Annotated in this window: 17 protein-coding genes; 7 read left to right on the top strand and 10 right to left on the bottom strand. The window is 37.0% G+C overall.

All coding sequences use genetic code 11. The features are described from left to right. Positions 1–43 precede the first annotated feature (43 nt). The 3 genes from HOO91_07195 (at position 44) to HOO91_07185 (ending at position 3,417) form a co-directional block, all read left to right on the top strand. Entirely contained in the window at positions 44–1,519 is a 1,476-nt protein-coding gene (locus HOO91_07195) for a hypothetical protein (GenBank protein NOU17325.1), read from the top strand. 15 nt (positions 1,520–1,534) lie between these two features. Continuing rightward, positions 1,535–2,572 carry an endonuclease gene (locus HOO91_07190; GenBank protein NOU17324.1) on the top strand — a complete coding sequence of 346 codons (1,038 nt, stop codon included), beginning with the start codon at positions 1,535–1,537 and terminating at the stop codon, positions 2,570–2,572. Between the two features lie 290 nt (positions 2,573–2,862). Then, on the top strand, positions 2,863–3,417 hold the full coding sequence (locus HOO91_07185) for an HDIG domain-containing protein (protein NOU17323.1): 555 nt from the start codon (positions 2,863–2,865) through the stop codon (positions 3,415–3,417). Here the strand turns inward: HOO91_07185 and HOO91_07180 are convergent. Beyond that, the gene (locus tag HOO91_07180) at positions 3,414–4,700 is read right to left on the bottom strand and encodes a DUF5103 domain-containing protein (GenBank protein NOU17322.1); all 1,287 of its coding nucleotides are present in this window, start codon (positions 4,698–4,700) and stop codon (positions 3,414–3,416) included. The genes HOO91_07185 and HOO91_07180 overlap by 4 nt on opposite strands. A gap of 754 nt (positions 4,701–5,454) precedes the next feature. Here HOO91_07180 and HOO91_07175 point away from each other — a divergent pair. Further along, the gene (locus HOO91_07175) at positions 5,455–8,775 is read left to right on the top strand and encodes a hypothetical protein (GenBank protein NOU17321.1); all 3,321 of its coding nucleotides are present in this window, start codon (positions 5,455–5,457) and stop codon (positions 8,773–8,775) included. 322 nt (positions 8,776–9,097) lie between these two features. After that, positions 9,098–10,339, top strand: a complete 1,242-nt coding sequence (locus tag HOO91_07170) for a peptidase C1 (GenBank protein NOU17320.1) — start codon at positions 9,098–9,100, stop codon at positions 10,337–10,339. 89 nt (positions 10,340–10,428) lie between these two features. Here the strand turns inward: HOO91_07170 and HOO91_07165 are convergent, their stop codons facing one another. Then, positions 10,429–11,868 (bottom strand): HD domain-containing protein, encoded by a 1,440-nt coding sequence (locus HOO91_07165; GenBank protein NOU17319.1) that lies wholly within the window; start codon positions 11,866–11,868, stop codon positions 10,429–10,431. A gap of 296 nt (positions 11,869–12,164) precedes the next feature. Between HOO91_07165 and trxA the strand changes: the two genes are divergently transcribed. Further along, complete coding sequence (gene trxA / locus HOO91_07160; protein NOU17318.1) at positions 12,165–12,521, top strand: thioredoxin; 357 nt, start codon at positions 12,165–12,167, stop codon at positions 12,519–12,521. Between the two features lie 255 nt (positions 12,522–12,776). Here the strand turns inward: trxA and HOO91_07155 are convergent, their stop codons facing one another. Then, positions 12,777–13,184 (bottom strand): GxxExxY protein, encoded by a 408-nt coding sequence (locus HOO91_07155; GenBank protein NOU17317.1) that lies wholly within the window; start codon positions 13,182–13,184, stop codon positions 12,777–12,779. A 543-nt stretch (positions 13,185–13,727) separates the two neighbouring features. On the opposite strand from HOO91_07155, the gene HOO91_07150 reads away from it, so the two are divergent. After that, positions 13,728–14,438: a hypothetical protein gene (locus HOO91_07150; protein NOU17316.1), complete on the top strand. Its 711-nt coding sequence runs from the start codon at positions 13,728–13,730 to the stop codon at positions 14,436–14,438. Between the two features lie 155 nt (positions 14,439–14,593). Here the strand turns inward: HOO91_07150 and HOO91_07145 are convergent, their stop codons facing one another. The 7 genes from HOO91_07145 to HOO91_07115 form a co-directional block, all read right to left on the bottom strand. Beyond that, positions 14,594–15,427: an acyltransferase gene (locus HOO91_07145; protein ID NOU17315.1), complete on the bottom strand. Its 834-nt coding sequence runs from the start codon at positions 15,425–15,427 to the stop codon at positions 14,594–14,596. A gap of 246 nt (positions 15,428–15,673) precedes the next feature. Then, a complete protein-coding gene (gene hydA, locus HOO91_07140) occupies positions 15,674–17,041 on the bottom strand; it encodes a dihydropyrimidinase (protein ID NOU17314.1) in 1,368 nt (455 codons plus the stop codon). A gap of 236 nt (positions 17,042–17,277) precedes the next feature. Next, positions 17,278–18,636, bottom strand: coding sequence for an aminotransferase class III-fold pyridoxal phosphate-dependent enzyme (locus HOO91_07135; GenBank protein NOU17313.1), 1,359 nt, complete (start codon positions 18,634–18,636; stop codon positions 17,278–17,280). 187 nt (positions 18,637–18,823) lie between these two features. After that, positions 18,824–20,281 (bottom strand): CoA-acylating methylmalonate-semialdehyde dehydrogenase, encoded by a 1,458-nt coding sequence (locus tag HOO91_07130; protein ID NOU17312.1) that lies wholly within the window; start codon positions 20,279–20,281, stop codon positions 18,824–18,826. 113 nt (positions 20,282–20,394) lie between these two features. Then, positions 20,395–21,591 carry a hypothetical protein gene (locus HOO91_07125; protein ID NOU17311.1) on the bottom strand — a complete coding sequence of 399 codons (1,197 nt, stop codon included), beginning with the start codon at positions 21,589–21,591 and terminating at the stop codon, positions 20,395–20,397. 316 nt (positions 21,592–21,907) lie between these two features. Beyond that, entirely contained in the window at positions 21,908–23,086 is a 1,179-nt protein-coding gene (locus tag HOO91_07120; GenBank protein ID NOU17310.1) for a hypothetical protein, read from the bottom strand. 106 nt (positions 23,087–23,192) lie between these two features. Further along, positions 23,193–23,735, bottom strand: coding sequence for a hypothetical protein (locus HOO91_07115; GenBank protein ID NOU17309.1), 543 nt, complete (start codon positions 23,733–23,735; stop codon positions 23,193–23,195). Positions 23,736–23,740: the final 5 nt, after the last annotated feature.

Below are 23,740 nucleotides of genomic sequence, written 5' to 3'. Positions count from 1 at the left end.
GAATTTAAAAAGTAAAAGTATCAAAATTATATTTGAAAAAGATATGCTGAAAATATTTTCTACTTTTGATGTGAATGAAAATACTATGAATAGACTATATTTTATATTTCTTCCAGTTTTAATTTTTTGGTTTGCATCGTGCGAAAGAGAGGATATATCTTCTAATCCATCGTTAAAACTTAAATTCTCTAGGGATACAGTGATGTTTGATACGGTTTTTACAACCATTGGCTCATCTACTAGGTATTTCAAGGTTTATAATAAAAATAGCAACGATTTAAGGATTTCTTCCATTGAATTGGCTGGAGGTAACTCATCTAATTATCGAATTAATGTAGATGGAGTACCTGCCAATAGGGTAGATAATGTAACTATTCGAAAAAACGATAGCCTTTTTGTGTTTGTTGAGGTCAATGTTGACCCAAATAATCAGAATTCACCATTGGTTGTTGTCGATTCAGTTGTGTTTACAACAAATGGTAATGTTCAGGATGTTAAGTTGGTTGCTTGGGGACAAGATGTAAATCTTATAAATTCAGAAACTCTTAGCTCGGATACAGTTCTTACTCCCAATAAGCCACATCTCATTTATGGTTTTTTTTATATAAAACCAAATGTTGAACTCAAAATTCAAGCAGGCACTAAACTCTATTTTCATAATAACGCACATTTAATAGTAGCCGGATCTCTTAAAATAGAAGGAGAGTACGAAAATCCTGTAACTTTTGATGGGGATAGAAGGGAACTGTTTTATCGTGACAAAGCCGGTCAGTGGGGCGGAATATGGCTTTCTGCTGGAAGTAAAAACAATCAAATTCGGTGGGCGGAAATTAAGAATGCGATTAATGGAGTAATTGTTGATACCTGTGTTACCACAGATGCTCCAACATTAAAGATTAGCAACACGAAAATTGAAAATATGAGTTCTGTTGGGCTATACGCCCGAGGCTCGAAGATTGAAGCAGATAATTGTCTTTTCTCAAACGCAAGCCAAATAAGTGTTGCGTTAACTATTGGCGGGTCATATAAATTCTACCATTGCACCATAGCAAATTATTGGGGACAATACATTTCACGAAAAGGGCCAGCACTCCTTCTTAATAATTATTACATATATCAGCTTGTAAAAGATGGTCCTGTTTTAGTTGAACCACGAAATTTGGAACAGGCTTTATTTAATAATTGCATTATCTACGGAAGTCAAGATCTAGAATTTGAAATAGATAATACCTATAAAGGGCAACTGGTCTCAGCATCGATGAATTATAACTTTGATCATTGTATTCTAAAAGTGCCTAATGATTATAATATTTCCGATCCTGCAAAATTTTTAAATGTAACCAAAGATAACCCTAAATTTAAAGACCCATGGTCTCTCAATTTTCAACTTGACACCTTAAGTCCTGCAAAAGATAAAGGGTTACAGATATATTCAATTCAATATCCAATTGATTTGAAAAACGTTAGCCATTTATTGGATGCCAATCCTGATTTGGGTGCTTACGAACGAAAAGAATAGCTTGCTAAATTTGATATGATTAAGACTTCCATCCTCATCTCATTACAATTTTTTATAGTTATTGCCTTCTCCACTGCACAGGAAACTGGTGATGTGAAAAAATATAGGGCAATGTTTTATAATACCGAGAATCTGTTCGATTCATTTGATGATTCTCTTACTCAAGATGAAGAGTTTACGCCAATGGGCGCAAGGCATTGGACTTGGGATAAGATGAATCAGAAAATTAATGGCATCTACAAAACTATTATCGCTGTTGGAGAGTGGAATCCACCTGTGTTTGTTGGTCTATGCGAGGTTGAGAATGGCATTGTTCTTTATCGATTAACCCATGAAACTCCGTTGATTAAATATGATTATAGAATAGTTCATAGGGAATCACCCGATCCCCGTGGAATTGATGTTGCTCTTTTATACAGGAATGATTTATTTGATCTACAAGAATCAAAGTTCTTTCGTGTTTTCTTCCCCGATCAACCCACTCGGAGAACCCGAGAAATCCTTTATGCAAAAGGAGTCCTAGGTGGTGTAGATACACTACATGTTTTTGTTAACCATTGGCCTTCCAAACTTGGCGGGGAGTTGGAGTCAACATCGGGACGTTTTGCAGCAGCAAATACGCTTAAACAAAAGGTTGATTCAATAAAAATATTTTACCCGGATGCCCGGATTCTCATTATGGGCGATTTTAACGATGAGCCAGAAAGCGCACCAATGGTTGATGGTTTAAAGGTTTATTCAAATATTAGCGATACCTGTAAATCAGGACTTGTAAGCATTTCATCAATGCTAAAGGCAAGCGGGCAGGGGAGTTATAAATATCAAGGTGTTTGGGGAATGATCGATCAAATTATTATCTCAAATAGTTTTCTTGATAGTAAAAGGGTTATACATACATCACCTGAAAACGCTTCGGTGTTTAAAGCCGATTTTTTGCTTGAACCTGATGATGCTTTTATCGGTGAAAAACCTTTCCGCACATTTGTTGGATATAAATATCATGGTGGTTTTAGCGATCATTTGCCAGTTTATATCGATTTTATAGGTAAATAGCCAATATGTACAATGGGAAAATTCGAAATACAAAGTCTAGGAAATTATTGTTAATCAATAAAAACCCTATTCATCGATTGTTCCAATATCTTTTTAAATCTAATTTAACGCGAATTAGATCTAAGTGTAACATTTTGATTTTTAATATAGAAATAGATTGTTGCTTTGTCATGCTGAACGAAGTGAAGTATCTGGGTTATTAATAATTAGATCCTTCGCTTCGCTCAGGATGACACCTTGCATCAAGTTGACGTTAATTTTTTTATTTTTGTCGTTCAAAATTCAATCCTATGAATACTCGCAGCTACTACCTCGATCTTTTAAAAAAGAACATTTCCAACCCCAAAATGATTGCACATAGTATTGCTTCCGAAGCAGTTCTTAGAGGACTCGCAAGAAAATTTGGCGAGGATGAAGATTTATGGGGTTATGCTGGCTTACTGCATGATATTGATGTTGAAATAACCAATGTGGATTCCAAAAAACATGCACTAGTTGGAGCAGAGATGCTCTCCAATGAACTACCTGCCGATGCCATTGATGCAATAAAAATGCACAACGAACATGCAACGGGCATGCCTCGTACAACTCGTTTTCAGTTTGCACTTGCTGCTGGTGAAACAATTACAGGATTAATTTTTGCCACTGCTTTGGTTTACCCCGATAAGAAGATTGAAAGTGTAAAGGTGAAATCTGTTACAAAACGGATGAAAGAGAAGCTATTTGCGGCTACAGTTAATAGGGAAACAATTTTGGAGTGCGAAAAAATTGGAATTCCTATTGATGAATTTGTGGAAATTGCCTTAGGTGCTCTTAGGCCGATAGCTTCAGAACTTGGTTTTTAGCGTTTGCCGTTTGAATTTAATCTTTTAACTCCTACGAGTCTATCATAGCGTGCTCCAATTTGCCTATAGTACACTAGAATAGTGTATGAGTTTTCAGTTTCAAAGTGATTTCCCTCAAAAAATGTAAAATCAACTTCGCCCGTTTTTGCATCCCGAACTGCAAAGCGGTAATTATAATAACCCTGTTTAAGTTGCAGTCTCAGTTCATAAGTTTGCCGCTGAAAGTTGTATTGCATCTGGTTCATCGGGGTGAGTTGCCAGCCTGTTAGTTCACCATATACATAAACCTCTTTATTGGGAAGTTGATCGTAATATGGAAGTGTAAAATATACCCAAGCGTAGTCGGCTTCAACATCACTCAACTCACTTCTTTCTAGTTTGACTAGATACTTACCATTTATATCTTGCTGAGTCGAATATTTTTGCTTTCTATTATTCTCAGCAGGCTTTAGCTGAACATTGAAATTTCCTCCAAATTGCTCTATGCTTTGTATTCCCGATGATAGAAATCTAATAGAATTGATATCGAATGAACGATACTCATTTACCCCATCAAATATTAACTTTTCAGGGGATGAGTAGACTATTTCATCTGTTCTTATAAAGGTTGGTTTAATGGCAAATAAGCAATTATCGGGTTGATTATTTTGGATGATTACAGGGATTAAATCAGTAAAAGGATTTATGATATTTAATGATGCTGTTCCAATCTTCAGTTCAATCTGCTGTGAGGATAGCCTTGAGTTTTGATCTATGGGTTGCCTTATAGCAGCATTTATTGCAATTAATGGCTCAACCACCATAAATCGTTGCTCAACCATAATTTTTTCTGGGGAATAAGTGTCAAAAACTCGGATAATATAATTACCAGATAGTTTGATTTTGATTTCATCATTAGGTATTTGTACCTTAAAATGGATATACGGAACGGTTGTAGCAACTGAATTCTGATAATCGTATATAGATTTTGAGTCGAACCCTTCCATATACTCAGATCGCACTAAACCCGATTCCTTCCAGTCGCAAGTACAATGGGTAATTGAATAAGAGTAATTACTAGTATTCCCGGAAAGGTCATCGAATATCAAGGTGACAGATTCATCACCTCCAAGTTCAATAATTGGATCTGATAGTTCATCCCCAGTTTTGTAAATTTTAATCGCTTCGATGTTTTTTTTTTGTTGAATACCGATATTACCCATCTTCGAGGCTGGGTATGCAATCGTATTAAAAAGAAGTGAAATTAAACAGATTGATATTTTGGAAACAAATTTTGACGTCACAATTAGCTGTTTTAATTAATGAATTTGAATGAAATGTATGTAAGTAATTGTAAAATAAATAAATACATAAATAAAATCTTAACTTTTATTAACAGTCGTTAACCCGCCTTAGCTATACGCTGAGCTATCTTTGTATCATAAGTTTTAGTAAAAGATTTTTTCATAGAATAGGTTTAGGTTAATAAATTTAGTTTAGGGTTTGGGTTTGGGGCTGTCCTGGTTAGACAGCCTCTTTTTTTGTATATAACCCAAGTTCTTAATTATAACAATCTTTTAAAGAATTGATTAACGAATATCGATTGCCTCCGGCGAACTCGTAAACTCGGTTAACGATTGCCTTCGGCGAACTCGCAAAAAGATGCTCGGTTTAGGATTTTTGAAATTAATATGCATAATACACTGATAATTAAAATTATGATACTTAATCTCACATTACTTCTAAAATCAAAATTCGTTAATCCTTGTTCTTAAATCTTCTTTTATATCATAACTAGCAACTTGGATTAATTCAAAAATTCATAATCCCTTCCTAGTAAATATCCCCCTCTTAAAATCCACTTTTTCTTTAACTAATAGGTTTAACTATTTGTTGATTGATAAACCATTACACAGTTTTAATTGTTTACTAGAAAAAATTCCTTCAAATTTATTCTATTTAATGTTAATGAGAGCTAAATTTACGCATAAATCGTTATCGTTTGAGACCGTATTGTCAAGATTAAATATTTGAACTTATAACCAAACCAACAACTATATGAAAGCCTTAATTTTTATTTTATCATTTTCCTTCATAACTAATTATTGCTATAGTCAAACATCAAGCTGCACTGTAGGTAATTGCCAAGATGGCTGGGGCGTTTATGAATGGAAATCAGGAGCAAGTAGTGGCGATAAGTATATTGGAGAATGGAAAGATGGCTATCGCGACGGAGAAGGTGTGTATACTTGGCATACAGGCGAGAAATATATTGGAACATGGTCTAAGGGTGTAATTAACGGCTATGGAACACAATATTTTACAGATGGATCGAAAACCTCTGGTAATTGGCAGAATGCGGAGTTAGTTGGTACTAAATATACTTCAGCTGCTTGTTTAAGTGGTGATTGCGATAATGGATATGGAGTTTGGGTTTTTGATTCTGGTGATATTTATTCAGGATATTGGAAGGGTGGTTATAGGAATGGCGAAGGAACATATTTATATGCCGATGGCGATAAGTATGTTGGCAATTTTGATAATAATAAGCGAAACGGTTATGGAACATATAATTGGATTGCAGGCTCTTCATATTATGGAAATTGGAAGGATGGAAGCCAAGATGGCTATGGAACCTATACTGGCTCCGATGGAAAAGTTGAAACCGGGTATTACAAAAATGGAAGTTATGTAGGAACAACCGATGAGGATAATAGCAATTTAGCATCTTCATCATCAACAACATCGTCATGTATTTGTGGTGATTGCGAGAATGGTTGGGGCATATATGAATGGAAAACAGGTACTAGTAATGGGGATAAATATATTGGTGAGTGGAAAAATGGAAATAGAGATGGTGAGGGTGTATATACATGGGCTAATGGCGATAAGTATGTTGGTACATGGTCTGCAGGTGTGATTAATGGTTATGGAACACAATATTTTGCAAATGGGACGAAAAGTGTTGGCTTATGGGTGAATGCTAAATTAACAAGCAAAAATTATACTGAATCATCATGTGTTTCAGGTGATTGTAATAATAGCTATGGTGTATGGATATATGATACAGGTGATAAGTATAAGGGGTATTTTAAGGATGGTTATAGATCGGGACAAGGAACATACCTTTACTCCAATGGTGAAAGATATGATGGTAGCTTTCTTAATCATAAGAGGAATGGTTATGGAACCTATAACTGGACTGATGGTTCAAACTATGTAGGTAATTGGAAGGATGGAAATCAGGATGGAAGTGGTTCTTATACAAAAGTTGATGGAACAAAGCAGGTTGGTAAATTTGAAAAAGGGAGCTATATCGGTGAATCAAATCAAAGTAACACCAGTACTGCGGCCCAATCTAAATGCTTAACAGGCGATTGTGATAATGGTTTTGGTATATATACATGGGGTCAAGGTAACTGGGAGGGCGATAAGTATATAGGCGATTGGAAAAGTGGCTATATGAGTGGACAGGGTTATTACTACTGGCATTCGGGATCAAAATACATTGGAGGATGGGAGTCTGGCAAACAGAATGGCTATGGTACTCAGTTTTATGCTGATGGAACAAAATCACTTGGGTTATTCAAAGATGGAAAATTAGCAGGCTCAACTTCAAGTACAGTTGGGTGCGTTAATGGTAATTGCAGTAATGGTTTTGGAGTTTGGATTTATGAAAGCGGCGAAAAGTATGAAGGCTATTGGAATGATGGTTCAAGAAGTGGTCAGGGTACATATATCTACCCAGATGGGATGAAATATATTGGAAATTTTAATAACAACACACGTAATGGATATGGTACTTTCTATTGGACTGACGGATCATCTCACGTTGGAAATTGGAAAGACGGAAATCAGGATGGTTCTGGAACTTACACAAAGGCTGATGGTACGGTAAGTAAAGGATACTGGGTAAATGGAGTTTACAAAGGCGAAGTCGATCAAAATAACAAAACCTATCTGGCAAATAACTCATCAACAAGCAGTAATAGTTCTGAGACGAATACAAATTTTGTAAATAAAAAAGCGAGTTTATCAGATCGTATTAAAGCTTATGTTGAGGATAAAGTGAATCAATGGCAGCAGAAGGGAGAATTTGAAAAAACAGTCGATTATAAACTTCGTGTGAACGAAACATCACGGAGTAAAAAGATAGAAGATTTTCAGAAAGAGGCTATTGCAACCCTGAAAAAGGATTTTAAGGAATCGGTCAACTATAAAAATATTAAACTTGGCCTTTACGATGCCGATAATGAAAGTTTCTTACTTACCTCTGATGAACTTGGCGAATTTGTTGTTCCAGTCCCAGTTGCAGAAGCACCAATCTTCAAACAAAACTTTACAAACTATCAATTCAATAACTCCGATTTTTATGTAAAGGATAATAATTTTGTTCTTGCTTATGCTGAGATTGTTAACCCAGTAAGTAAAAAGAAATACATCTACGATAGTAAGAATAATGCAACCTATGCCACAACCAGTATTAACTATAAATTTAATGACATTGTTATTGATGTTGAGGATAGAGCGGGTGGTTCTAGCAGTTCAATTAAGAAGGGTACAAATACAATTAGCGTTGGGAAAGCAGATGTTGATTTAGATATTCCTGTAAGTTCAGCCGTGAAATCAAACACCTATGCTTTAATTATAGGGAATGAGGATTATACTACCTTTCAGCCAGGCCTAAGTAGCGAAGTTAATGTAGATTTTGCTGCAAATGATGCTAAAGTATTTAAAGAATATTGTGTCAAAACCTTTGGAGTACCCGAAAAACAGGTAAAACTTCTACTTAATGCTACATCGGCTCAGATGAGTCAAGGAATTGCATGGTTAACAAACCTTGTTAAAGTTGAGGAGGGTAATGCCGAAATTATCTTTTACTACTCAGGACATGGATTACCCGATGAACAAACCAAAGAGGGGTATTTAATCCCTGTTGATGTTAGCGGAAGCAATGCAAATCAAGGAGTGAAATTAAATGATTTGTATGCTAAGTTGAGCGAATTCTCTTCTAAAAAAATTACAGTTTTTCTTGATGCATGTTTTAGCGGAGGTGCTCGTAATCAAGGTTTAATTGCCATGAAAGGCGTTAAGGTTAGACCAAAAGAGAATGTTGTAAATGGGAATATGGTTGTATTCACTTCAAGCACCGGTGATGAATCATCCGGAGTGTATCGCGAAAAGCAACATGGATATTTAACCTATTTCTTGTTAAAGAATATACAGGATTCCAAAGGAAATATTTCCTACAAAGATTTAGCAAGCTCCATTATCAGCAATGTTAAAAAGGAAACTGCTCTAGGTGGAAAAGTTCAAACACCACAAATCAACATTAGTAATTCGGTTGATGGTATTTGGGAGAATTGGAAGGTTAAATAATAAACGGAACGGAAACTTCTTTAAACCTGTTAAGTTTAGGGCTTAACAGGTTTTTTATGTGAAAGTTGAAAATGAAGGGGTAAACTTTTTTAAGAATTCACTATCTAATAATAGTTCGGTAAACTTTTTGGTGTGACTTGGTGATTTTGTGGCTATTATAAAATTTTGACACCAAAACACGAAAACACAAAATATCACAAAAACAAGATGTTACAAGTCAATAATAAAATTTAACAAACTGTTGTAATTAACATGGTTTCGAATTCATTGCGATACCAGTACCAATAAACAAAAATATCAACATAAAATAAAATCATTGAAAATGAGACGGACTATTATTCTTGCTTTTATAATTCTGGGTTTGAAATGTGTGACATTTGCTCAAACCCAAGATAAATCGGAGTTCATAAATGTTGAACCCGGATTTTACCTTAATTCAATATTAAAAGATGTTAATGCTGTTAACGAAAACCTGAAACCTAAAGAGCATAAAACTAGCTTCCAAATGGTACAGGATATCTCTAAAATCCCTAACAAAGTCGCTGATTATAAACGTATGTGGGCTTTCCCTCCAGTTTCACAGGGAAATACGAACACATGCTGGTGCTTTTCAACCACATCATTTCTAGAGTCAGAGGTGAAACGTATTTACAATAAGGAGATTAGACTTTCGGAGATGTTTACTGTATACAATGAGTACCTTGAGAAGGCTAGTCGTTACGTTAAGGAAAGGGGCAACTCGGCATTTGGTGAGGGTTCCGAGGGCAATGCCTTAACTCGTATGTACGAAAAATATGGTTGTATGCCTCTTTCGGTATATTCAGCCTTACCTGTTGGGCGTAAATATCACACCCATGAAGCGTTGTATAATGAGCTAAAATCATTTTTGGAATCAGTTAAAGCCTCCAATTCTTGGAACGAAGAATGGGTTTTATCTACCTTTAAATCCATTATGAATAAATATTTGGGTGAGCCACCTGTCAAATTTACATACGAAGGCAAAGAATATACTCCAATATCATTCCTAAAAGACTATGTTAAAATTTATCCAAGTGATTATGTTGATATTCTTTCCATAAAACAAGAACCGTACTGGAAGCAGGTGGAATATAAGGTTCCCGATAACTGGTGGCATAGTACCGATTATTACAATGTTCCCCTTGATGTATTTATGGATGCTATTAAGAAGGCTATTCGCAATGGGTATACCATGAGCATTGGGGGAGACGTATCTGAACCAGGTTTTTCACGTACCACTCAAGCGGCTATGATACCTTCATTCGATATCCCATCGGCATATATTAACGACGATGCACGTCAATTCCGCTTTACAAACGAAACAACAACCGACGATCATGGAATCCACATAGTTGGTTACTGTGAGCGCGATGGAAAAGATTGGTATCTTATTAAAGACTCTGGCTCTGGTTCACGCAATGGAGATACTAATGCTCCTGAGTTTGGTTACTATTTTTTCCATGAGGATTATGTGAAACTAAAAATGATGGGCTTTACCATTCATAAGGATGCTGTGAAAGATATCTTAGCGAAGTTTAATAAGTAATTTTTTGATTAAACCATTTTGAGTTTGATAAGAGTTCCGAACTTTTTAAAAAGTTCAGAACTCTAGATTAACTGAAAAGAGTTGGATAATTATTCCAACTCTTTCTTTTTTCCTTTTTGTGATTCTGACTTTGGTGTCAGCTTTAACTCCTTCCCCTTTTCAAGCATTAGTGCGTAAGCCTCATCAAAATTATTGTGAATAATACCATCGAGGATAGCATCCTTTATTGCAATCTTAATAATACCAATCTCCCTGCATGGCTTAATATCAAAAGTCTCCATAATAAGTTCGCCAGTTATTGGTGGTTGGAAATTTCGGATAGTATCCCGTTCCTCTAGCTCTTTAAGTTTTTGCCTTACAATTTTAAAGTTGGCAAGATGCTTACGAACGGTACTATCGTTCTTTGAGGTAATATCGGCCTCGCAAAGAATCATTAAATCATCTATATCATCACCAGCATCAAAAAGTAGCCTACGAACTGCTGAATCGGTAACTATCTCAAGCGAAAGTATAATAGGGCGTAGGTGAAGCTGAACCATTTTTTGAACATACTTCATCTTCTCGTTAAGTGGTAGCTTTAAATCTCTGAAAATGATAGGAACCATTTTTGCACCGAGGAACTCATGCCCATGAAAAGTCCATCCTTGCTTAGGAAAATAACGTTTTGTATCTGGTTTAGCAATATCGTGTAGTAATGCCGACCAACGTAACCATAAATTGTCGGTTTTTTTGGAAACATTATCGAGTACCTGAAGGGTATGCATAAAATTATCCTTATGGCTTAAGCCATTCTTTGTTTCGCTTCCCTTTAGGTTGAATAGTTTTGGAAAAATCAGCTCGAGTAATCCCGATTGGTCCAGTAGCAAAAAGCCAGTTGATGGGCGATTCGAAAGTAAAATCTTGTTAAGTTCCTCAACAATTCGCTCCTGCGATACAATCTCTATGCGACTTCGGTTCCGATGAATTGACTTAAAAGTCTTTTGCTCAATTGTAAAGTTCAGCTGTGTGGCAAACCTTATTGCCCTAATCATCCGAAGAGGATCATCGGAGAAAGTTTGGTCAGGATCAAGCGGTGTTCTTATAATCCGATCCTCAATATCCTCTAGTCCCTTGAAATGATCTAGCAGTTTCCCGTAGGTTTTGGAATTTAGGCTGATGGCAAGCGCATTAATAGTAAAATCTCTGCGCATAAGATCATCCTCAAGCGTTCCGTTTTCTACTATTGGTTTCCTGGAATCTAGGCGGTACGACTCTTTCCTTGCACCAACAAATTCAACCTCAAGATCATCGGACTTCAGTTGGGCTGTACCAAAATTCTTAAAAACGGATACTGTTGATCTTTTTATCCTTTTTGATACCTTTTTTGCAATATCAATTCCATTTCCTAGTACAACAATATCAATATCCTTCGAGTTTCGTTTCAGAAAAATATCGCGAACAAAACCACCAATCACAAATGCCTGTGTGTTTTCAATATCAGCTACTTCTGATACAATTTTGAAAATATCTTGCTTTAGATATTGCTGCATTATCAATGGGAAATACAAATTTACCAGTGACAAAAATACAACTAATACCGATTATAAATTCATTAACGGACGAGTATAAAGAGGAAAGTTAAAAGTGAAAAATTAAAAATGAATAGTTAAGAGTGACAATATTGCCGATATTCAAAAAATAACTCAATAACCAAAAAATTCACAACTCTTGATAAATATCAATTACATTTCATAGAACAAAAGGGCATAACTTTGGTTTTGGTATATAATTTGATATATGTAGATATGTTAATTTGTTAAAAAGGAAACCAAATAAATTTAAAAATATGATTGAACACTTAACTTTAGAAACATTTAAGCAAAAGGTATTTAACTACGAAAAGAATACCGAGTGGAAATTTGAAGGCGATAAACCTGCCATTATCGATTTTTATGCTGATTGGTGTGGACCCTGTAAAATGGTTGCTCCAATATTAGAGGAACTTTCAAAGGAGTACGATGGTAAGCTAAATATCTATAAGGTAGATACTGAGAGCGAACAAGAGTTAGCCTCCGTGTTTGGAATTAAAAGCATTCCCTCATTACTATTTGTTCCAAAGGATGCACAACCCCAAATGGCACAAGGAGCCCTTCCGAAAGATTCATTTAAAAAGGCTTTTAAGGAAGTTTTGGGTGTGGAGTAACCCAAACGATGGCTTTACCATAAAGTTGCAATAAAAACAGTAAACCCAGCTTATTACGGCTGGGTTTATTGTTTGGTGTTGTCTTAGCACAGATTATGCTTTGATAAACGAGCATCAAAAAATAAAATTCTCACAACGTCCTATACTATGTGCACCATCCCTTTTATTATCGCAAAATGCGATTATTTTACTTGTTGCTAATTCTGGTTTTGTAATTTGTTGGGGTGGGGTTTATTGTTTGCTTGCTGCATTGCTTTAGTAAGGATTTGCAGATGAGGAGTTTTTGTATTTTGAATTGATTAGCCGTTTAAATTCTAAACTTTTACAACCAAAGTTAATTAGTAGGCCAACCTCAATATTATAGGCTTCGAGGTAATTAATGGCTTGTGCCAAATGAACAGGTTCAAGTTTTGTAACCGCCTTTATTTCTACTGATATAATTTCTTCAATAAGAAAATCAACCCGTCTTGTTCCAATCTGTTGATTTCGGTAATGGATTGGCATTTCAAATTCACGCTTATGGTCTAGCCCTGCCAATGGGAATTCAATCTCCAATGCTCTTTGATAGATAACCTCTTGAAAACCATTTCCAAGTACTTTGTGTACCTGCATAGCTGCTCCGATAATTTTTCCGGTAATATCTTTGTATTTATAATCTTCCATCGCAAAAAAAAGTCTTAACCACAGATTTTAAATGATTAAGCAGATTTCGCAGAATTAGTAAGCTTTTCTTTTCTGCTAACTGCTTAAGGTATTATAGCTGTTTACTTTGCTACTCTAACTGTAAATATACAAAATCTGCTTAATCCTACAATCTGCTTCAATCAAGGTTTAGACATATTAAATGATAAACCTAGCTTGTTACAATTAGGTTTATTATTTGTTTTTATTATGTATTTGATACACAATCATAAGCGTTTGCATAGGCAAGAGAGGTTATAGGATATTCCGTATGCTGTTTCATTAACTGTAATCCATTATCGTTCAACTAATCAATAGAATTATTATATTGTAATGAACAAAAACTGTTTTGATGAAGTTGTTTAACTTATAGGAAAACAACGATTTAAAAGATTTGTATCTTTGATTTTTAATCTTAATGGCAAGTAAAAATAACAAATTCACTAGGAATACTAAACAAGGTATTGATTTTACCCATCGCAAAATGCGATATTTGGTAGTTGAGGTTTATTAAACCAATGTAGAATGGGAGTAGGGAGGAAAATAGGAGGTTTCATCTTTTTACTTACTTTAACGTTGAGGGTATTTGCCGATCAACCCCCAATTGGATTGGATTTAAGGCTTGGCGGGTGCTATACAATTGTTGATCCCAATACTGCAAAATACTTTCAAAGCCCATTGGGAGGGAAGTTTCACAGCTACTTTTACATACAAAATTTTTTTATAGGAATTTCCTCCAGTTCGGCAAACTCTTACTTTAAGGATTCGCTAAAAATTGGAACTGTTTACCACTTAAGTAGTGAGAAATTTGGGCTAGATATTGATAGATACACCATTGGGTACAGCTTTTTTAAGGCAAGAAGGAGATATTCAATAAACCCATACCTTGGGGTTAATAGAACGGTTCTGGCGCGACAAAACAGGAATAACCGGGTTTATGATTCAAAGATTGGCTATAGCCTTGGTTTAATGTACAATATCTACCTTAGTGAAAAGGGGAAATCTTTTGATCCCTATATGTACATCGATAATACATTAACCTACTCCAACCTGCGAAAGGTAAATAGTAAGTTGGGCAATTTATATTATACTGTTGATATTGGGATAGGATTCACAATAGGAAATGCCCGACGACCCAAAACCTTTTATACCAAGCATAAACCCCTTAACAGGCATTTTTCACAACCTAGGCACAAACGCCATAGATATACACCGCTGAAAGGAAAACGAAGATAAAATTATAGCCTTACTGTTGACGTATACCCATGGTCAATGTAATATTTTTAGACCAAATTAATCTCTTTCACAACAAAAACCCTAGTTTGTTACATCTAAGGGTTTTGTTATGTTGTTGAAATACAGATGAGAACGTCTGTTTGGGCAGAGGCATCCTATAAATCAACCAACCTGCCATATGTTTCAGGTCTTCTATCACGGAAGAATTGCCATGTCGATCTTACATCATCAATTAAATCGAGATCGAAATCGGCTACTAGTAATTCGTCTTTGCTATCGGAAGCACAGGCGATAATTTGACCTCTTGGGTCAACAAAATATGAGCTTCCGAAAAATTTGCCGAGGTTCCAAGGTTTTTCTGTTCCAACCCTGTTGATGCAACCCATAAAATAGCCGTTGGCAACGGCGTGTGCGGGTTGTTCCAATTTCCATAAATGCTGTGATAGTCCTGCAACTGTGGCTGAAGGATTGTATACAATTTCGGCACCGTTAAGGCCTAAACATCTTGCTCCATCGGGGAAATGCCTGTCGTAGCAAATGTAAACGCCTACTTTGGCATATTTTGTTTGGAATACAGGGTATCCTAAATTTCCGGGTTTAAAAAAGAATTTTTCCCAAAAACCTGATGTGTGAGGGATGTGGTTTTTGCGATATTTTCCAAGGTATGTTCCATCGGCATCAATAACTGCGGCGGTGTTGTATAAAACGCCAGGTTGTTCTTTTTCATAAATAGGAACAATTATTACCATGCTGTATTTTTTTGCATAGGTTGCCAATAGGTCGGTGGTTGGCCCGGGTACAGATTCTGCCGATACGTACCATTTTCTGTCCTGACCCGGACAAAAATATGGAGTGCTAAATATTTCCTGAAGGCATAAGATTTGGACACCTTTTTTCCCTGCATCTTCTATAAATGGAATGTGCTTTTGAATCATTGCATCAATTATTTCGGGGATAGTTCCGTCGCCTTCGGTTTTAGGAATACTCATTTGGATGAGTCCTGATTTGATAAATCTTGGCATAAAATATTTTTTTAATAGGTTAATAAATTTATTTGTAATTATGTATTTCAATGTTGTTTGGCTAAGGTATAATTCCTATTAAGTTAGGGATTCCTGCCTTCGCAGGAATGACAGTAAGAATGGTGTCACCCCTTGTCATTCCTCACTTGATGCGGAATCTCTTTAGCTAAGCGACATTGAAATGTATTCTAAAAATGAATTCTTTAAATTCAGCTATGCTTTTCTCTTTATGTATTTACCGTACCCTTTTTCTATCAATAGTTTATTGTTGTCCACCGCAATTTTTCCACGAACAAGTATTGTTTTACATTTCCCTGTTACTTCCCATCCTTCAAATCCTGAATAATCGCAATTCATATGATGTGTTTTTGATGATAGGATATGTTTCTCGTTTGGATCAAAGATTACCAAATCGGCATCAGAACCAACCGCAATGGTGCCTTTCTGAGGGGACATTCCGAATATCTTAGCGCCATTTGTTGAGGTGATTTCTACAAATTTGGAGTGAGTAATTCTATTTTTATTCACCCCTTCGGAATACAACAATTCCATGCGGTGTTCAATTCCAGGAAACCCATTTGGTATTTTAGAGAAATCATCTTCTCCCATTTTCTTCTTTTCCCACATAAAAGGACAATGATCGGAGGCAACAACCTGAATTAACCCGCTGTTTATGCCTGACCATAATGCTGCTTGATCCTTTTTTTCTCTTAACGGAGGGCTCATCACCCATTTAGCCGATTCAAATCCTTTGTCATACAGCGATGCATCAAGAAGCAGATACTGTATACATGTTTCAGCATATACTTTTTGGTTTCTCTTGGCTGCATCAAGGATTTGATTAAGAGCACCTTCGCATGTTAGATGAACTACATAACTTTTTACACCCGTTAGATTTGCCATATCGGTAAACCTTCCAGTAGCCTCGGCTTCAGTAATTTCGGGTTGAGAAAGATAATGATATAGGGGAGAGAGTTTACCTTCGGATTTGTGTTTAGCAACCAGAAAATCGATCATACCGCCATTTGTAGCATGCACAGAAACAATGCCGTTGTATTTCTTAATCTCAGTCATGAGTTCCAACATCTGCGAGTCATCAATCATTAACGCACCCTTGTATGCCATGAATGCTTTAAAGGAGGTTATGCCTTCCTTCTCAATCATATCCTTAATTTCGGTTCTAACATTCTCGTTGAAATCGGTAACTGCAAAGTGGAAGGCGTAATCGCCTAAGGTTTTTCCATCCGATCTGCTTCGCCACTCTTCAAGGGCAGAGTATAAAGAATTTCCTTTCTTTTGGATAACGAAATCAATAACAGTGGTTGTTCCACCAAATAGGGCCGCTCTTGTTCCTGTTTCAAAATTATCGCTTGATGAGGTACCCATAAACGGCATGTCCAAATGAACATGTGGATCAATACCGCCGGGGAAAATCAATTTGTTACTGGCATCAATAGTTTGATCTGCTTTTGAATTTAGGTTTTTTCCGATAGATGTTATCTTGTCATTTTCGATGAAGATATCTGCTAAGTAATCATCGGCAGCAGTAATTATTCTTCCATTTTTAATTAATGTTGACATATAAAAAAGTATTGAATGTTTTATTTGCTGGGTAAATGTTTTGTTTGTTGCCAGATACAAGTGCTATTTTAATATAATAAACAAACCCCAACCCCTTAAAGGGGCTATAACAGAGTAGTGCGGTGGTTTCCCCTCCTTTTTAAGGAGGGGTAGGGGTGGTATTACTAGTTTAACACTTAACATAACACTTGTTACCAGTTCCTAATTTATCGTTTTCAGCGTTCTAAATATTTTAATTAATAGCAATACTGGTCAGCAATAGAAATTCCTTTTGAAATTGCAGCCAACCCTTCGTCAATCTGCTCTTTTGTAACTGTTAATGGGGGGGCTGTGAAAATCCAATTCCAACGAACCATTGCGTAAACGCCACTTTCCCTTATTTTAGCTGATACTTTGCTCATAATTTCCATTTCGGCAGGTGTTGCATTCCAAGGAGCCATTGGTTCTTTGTTAGCCCTATTTTTAACAAGTTCGATGCACCCAAGTAACCCGCGATTTCTGAAACTGCCGATTGAAGGATGTTTTGCCATTAATTCTACCATGCGAGAATCGATATATTTCCCCATTTCAAAGGCATTTTCAATGATGTTATCATCCTTGTAAATTTCGAGTACTTCGCTAGCGGCTGCAAGGCATACAGGATGTGCGTAATGTGTTAGACCCATAGGCAGAGGATTATTGTCGAAATGGGCAGCTATTTTATCTGAAACAATTATTCCTCCAAGGGGAAGATATCCAGCAGTTATACCTTTTGCAAATACTAAAAGATCTGGAACTACACCATGATAATCAACGCCAAACCAATGTCCTGTTCTTCCAAAACCGCTCATAACCTCATCGGCAATTGCAAGGATGTTGTATTTTTCACACAACGCTTTAACGCCTTTCCAGTAACCTTCGGGAAATTTTACACATCCTGATGTTCCCGATTCACCTTCGAGTAGTATGGCTGCAATTGTGCCTGGCCCTTCGAACTGAATAACGCGTTCTAAATGTTGCAGGGCAAGTTCTTTTCCTTCCTCTTCGGTTTTGCTTCCCCAAGGGCAGCGGTAGGGGAAAGGCCCTTCGAAATGTACAACATTGGGCATCAGGCTTTGATAGGTCGAAAATTTTCTTGGATCGCCTCCGGCAGCTATTGCCCCGTAAGTTGCGCCATGATATGACCGATATTGAGTTAGTATTTTTTGTTTTCCGGTATAAAGCCTTGCTATTTTCATAGCATTCTCAATAGCCTCAGCACCTCCTAGAGTGAAAAATGTTTTATTGAGATCCCCAGGAGCAATTTCTGCAATTTTACGACCGACTTCGCCACGGATTTTGGTTGTGAACAATGCCGGACAAACAAATGCCACTTTATCCATTTGCTTTACAATAGCTTTGGTAACCCACTTGTTGCCGTGACCAATATTCATGTTAACTAGTTGGGAGGCAAAATCGAGAAACTTTTTTCCTGTTGCGGTGTAGAAATATACTCCCTCAGCCCTGTCTATAAGTTCTGGGTTTAAGCCTGATTGCTTACTCCATGGGAAAAATGTATACTGCTTTGATTCGTTTATCAAGGCAGCACTTTCTTCTAAAGATATTATTTCGTCCATAATTTATTTTTTATGATATTCGTATAGATAACCAACTTGATAAACTAACTTACCTGTCATTCCGGGCGAAGTCCCGGAATCCCCTTTTTTCAAACTCAGATTCTAAGACTTCGACTGTAACCGAGTTTACGAGTTCGGCGCAGCCAATGACAATGGATTGCGTTTTGCTTATAGGTGTCATTGCTGATTAACTCATCCAATTTACTTTTGCTTCAGGATTCCACTTGGTGGTAATCTTTTTGGCCTTAGTCCAAAAACCTATAGAACTCTCGCCGGTTATATCGCCAGCACCGAATTTAGAATCTTTCCATCCACCAAAACCAAAAGGCTCTCTGGGCACAGGTACTCCAACGTTGATACCAACCATTCCCGCTTCAATTTTTTGAACAAAGATTTGAGCTGATTTTCCGCTTTGTGTAAATATCGAACTGCCATTCCCGTAAGGCGATGAATTTGCGATTTCTAGCGCTTCCTCTAAGGTTTTTACTCTTACTATGGTTAGAACTGGCCCAAAATTTTCTTTTTTAACTATTTCAGATTCGGGATTTGCAAAATCTACGATAGTTGGCCCAAAATACGTACCGTTCTCTTTGCCTTGAACCACAGCATTGCGCCCGTCAACAATAATTTTTGCGCTGTCACGTTCAGCCCGATCAATGAATCCCTTAACTCTATCCCTTGCTTCTGCGTTTATAATGGCACCCATATCAATACCCACTTTTATTCCTCTTGCTATTTCAATAATTCTATCGATGATAGGATTACAGTCGCCTACAGCTACCAAAACACATGCAGACATGCACCTTTGCCCTGCTGTTCCAGTAAATGATGCTATAATGTTTGTGGCAGCCATCTCTAGGTTTGCATCGGGTAGTAGAATTAGGTGGTTATTGGCACTTCCTAGGGTTAGAACACGTTTTAGGTTTGCCGAGGCTCTGGTGTATATTGCTTTTGCAACAGGCGTTGATCCAACAAATGTTACCGCTTGTATTCCTGGGTTATCGCATATAGCATCTACTAGCTCTTTTTCTCCGTTTATAATGTTTAATACCCCGGTGGGTAAACCTGCATCATGTAGTAATTCTGCTATTCTTATAGGAGATATTGGTGCTGCTGGCGATGGTTTAAGTATCATGGTATTGCCTAATGCTAATGCGTTGGGAAAAGTCCAGTGAGGCACCATGTGTGGAAAATTAAAGGGTGTAATACTAGCAACTACACCCAAAGGGATATGCTCGGTTCTGCATTCCACCCCTGCGCTTACGTATAGGTTTGAACCAGTTGCTACTTGCGGCATTGAGCATGCAAACTCTAGCAGCTCAAGACTTTTACTAACTTCCTGTCTGCCCTCTTCAATAGTTTTACCAATTTCTTCGTGAATAATTCGAGCATGATCTTCGTGATATTTTTCGAGCAAGTTCCTGTATCTGTATAAAATCTGAACGCGATCTTTTACTGTTTTATCGGACCATTCAATAAATGCTTTTTGAGCGACATTGACCGCTTCATCCAAATCATCGGATAAAGAAATGTGAACTTTTGAAAGTAGCGATCCGTCAACGGGTGAGATTTTATCAAAATATTTCCCGTTTTTACATGGAATCAATTTGCCTCCTATGTAATTCATCACTTCTGGGTATTTCATTTTCGTATTTGCCATAAACTATTTTTATTTGAAAAATTTATTTCTTTTCAAGTCCTGATTTTGTACACACAAGATTTGAGTGCAAAATTTTTTCGTCAGTTTTGATTCAACCCTTATATTTTAAGAGATAAATCATCTAATATAATTGAATTCTTGGAACAAGCAGCATAACAACTACCGCATCCTTCGCAAGCATTCGCATCTATTTTAGGAACTGAGCCTTTAGTGACTGAGATTGCATTGTACATACAGAAAGTTGTACAATCGTAACATTTTGTGCAATTCTCTTCAATAATCTGGGCAGTACGAGTTGTTTTATCAAGTTTATCCCAAGCAACTACTTTCGGGAGCGCACATCCACGAATTTCATCGAGTGTTTTGCCTGTTTCGTTTAGATAAGAAGTGAGATTTTTCTTCATATCATCAATAACTTCCAACCCATAATTCATTGCTTCGGAGCATACCTGTAAATGGTTTGCACCTAACGAGAAATATTCAATCATGGATTCGATTTTTCTGGAAACTCCGCCTGTTGCCGATATTGGATATTTTTTTGGATCTACAGCGTTGGCAATGTTTGCAATAATCAGCCTTCCGAAAGGTCTTATCAAATCGTATGTGATTCCTCCAGCAGTAGTTTTGCCTCCAACATTCAGCTTGGGTTGCATGCTGTATATATCAAACTCGCATAAACCTGCAATGCTGTTTATGGCAGCAAAAGCATCGGCTCCAGATTCAACTAAAAGTTTACATATATGTGATTCGTTTGGATGCACCAGATAGGGAAGTTTTGGCATGATTTTAAGCTCGTTACCAACAACTTTCTTTACTTCGGATGTTATTTCGGCACATAATTCTTCATTTTGCCCAATAACAGATCCTTTTCCGTTATGGTCGCTGTGGGGGCAGGAGAAATTCAATTCCAAGCCTTGAATGCCAGTATTTAGGCAGTTGGAGGCAAGTGTTTTCCAGTCATCAATATTTGAACTTGCAAATAGGGAGACATATATTAACCGATCGGGATACTCTTGTCTTAGCCGTTGGACCCATTCCATCCATTGGCTGACGGAATGTTCAGTACCCATTTCAAAATTCTGAGTTGCTAGTATTCTGTTTTTATATTTAAGATGACCGATGCGTGGTGTTTTGTCACGTAATCCATCAATTACAATGCTCTTTGTGATTATACCAGCCCATCCTAAGTCGAAAGCTTTTTTTATAGTATCGTAATCTTTTGTGGGTGGGGCTGATGCAAGCACAAAAGGATTAATTAAATTGAAGCCTAAGAAATTTACCTTTAACAACTCCATTATGTTTATTTTTTATATTTTGTTAACAAATATATTAAATATAGATTTAATATGTATTTATAATATTTATAAATGTTTTAAATAAGTATATGCTATAATAATATAGCATAATATGTTTTAATTAATTACAGCATACACTAATAACTATGCAACTTTTTGATAAAAGAACGATTGTATTTTATACCGCCGTTGTTCTTTAAATTAAAGTTTCTGTCTTTATTTAATGAAGTTTACTTTGTGCTACCTGTACCTAAGGCAAGACGAGAGGAATGGATGGTGTAACGCATTGTTAACCGATTACTATCGCAAAATGCGATTATTTTGCTTGTGTTAACTCTGGTTTTTGAAAGTGTTTAAGTTTGGTTTCGTTGTAGGTATAGGTGAAATCATTTAATGTACCCCCAGTTTGATTTGTTCTGAGCAGGTGGGTGATATTCCCATTCTTATCATAGGAAATATTTTTCTCCTCGTACGAGGTGCTATCCCCCCAGGTAGTGCTGTATACCTTATGATTTGAGCTGAGCAAACGGCTTAGCTCATCGTAGGAGTAGGAGTAGGCTCGCTTCTTTTTACTCTGTGTTTTCCAAACGGTTGCTGATATGTTTCCATTGTACTGGGCTGTACCCCCGAGGCTTGCATCGGTATCGTTGTACAACAGTTTCATACCAAACAGGTCAGCCCCTAGGTTATCGGGATCATTTATTCTTGTTAACCATCCCCGAATATTGTATTTATAGTCAACCGATTGTATGTTTCCTCCCAACTTCTTCTGCTGAAGCTGCCCCAGTTCGTTGTAGGTCATTTCGGCGATGGCGACTCTGCCGTTGGAAGCATCACCAGTAATTTGCTGCTCCTTTTTGGTTAGTCTTCCAGCATGGTCGTAGATCATGAAGGTATTACGCTCAGTGGTTACGCTGTTGAGGGTTTGGCTCTCCGCAACCTGCTCAACCAAGCCATTAAATCGGTAGCGGGTGGAGGTGGTGAATATCCCCCCGGTAGCCCCATCGTAGAGGGTTCCACGGGTTTGGATTGGTCGGTAGCGGTCATCGTAGTAGGTGGCTGTGGCTAACCATTTTGCGTTGGCCGTATGCTCGTTGCCATCCAGCACTTTTACACGTGTTCCTGTTACCTGCCCTCGTACGGAATCGTGGTAACCGTTGGTGTTCCCATCATTATCGCAGAATGCGATTATTCCGCTTGCTAGGAACCCCAGTGTGCCAAATCCGTTGGCGGTGGTTAGCTGCTGGTAGCCATCGTAGTACGTGATGGTGAGCAGGGATTCTGCGGTAGTGCTGGGGAACGATTGGTTTGTGTAGCCTAGGATTGCTGAGCCTGTCTCTTCGTAGTATTTGTTGTTGCTGTTGCTGTAGAATGTTTCTACTACGGATTGTACCTGCTCACGGGTTAGGCTGGTGGTGTTGGTGTAAACGCCTGTCATCACTGGGCGGTTAAACGCATCGTACTTGGTGAAGAGCCACTTTTTGTTTGGGCGCATGTTGCTCGATTATTTCCTTGTTCAGTGGTAGCTTGCCGTTTAAAATGCAAAAAACCCACCGTTAGGCGGGTTCTCTGTTGATCATTATTGTACCTAAAGTCTTTGTTCATTGAGGCGATAATGGGATGCTATCAAGGCTATTTACCCTCCTTAAATCTTTATAATCATTAGGTATTCCAAATTGCTTTAGTTCATCAAAGTAGGCCAGATCTTCTTTAGAAAAATAATTATAATAACCTGAATGCCTTTTTATTAAATAAGTTAAGTTGTCATTCTTACACATTCTAAGATTGTCTTTTATAATACAATTAAACATTCCAATACATATACTAGAAGACGTCTTGTTTCTATAAAAAATTTTGCATTGTAATCTAATGTCACAAGTTGTACTATCCATTTTTAAATTCTGTAATACTTTAATCTGTTGCTCTACCTCAGAAAGAATTTTTTCATCAACCAATATAGTATCTTTTCTTATTGCAGGTAATATTGCAGGTATTTGGCCACAAACGAATGGTACCTGCGTATTGATATATCCAGTAATATAAGAGATGCTGATATTATCAATATTAGATGCTTTCTCCTTCTTTCTTATACAAGAAACAATAAGAAAAAATGAAAGAACTAATAATATTACTACTCTATTCATATTTG

The organism is Bacteroidales bacterium (assembly GCA_013141385.1).
In the GTDB taxonomy this organism is placed as follows: domain Bacteria; phylum Bacteroidota; class Bacteroidia; order Bacteroidales; family Tenuifilaceae; genus UBA8529.
The sequence above is the reverse complement of the archived record's forward strand: the minus strand, read 5'-3'. Positions and strand labels throughout refer to the sequence as shown.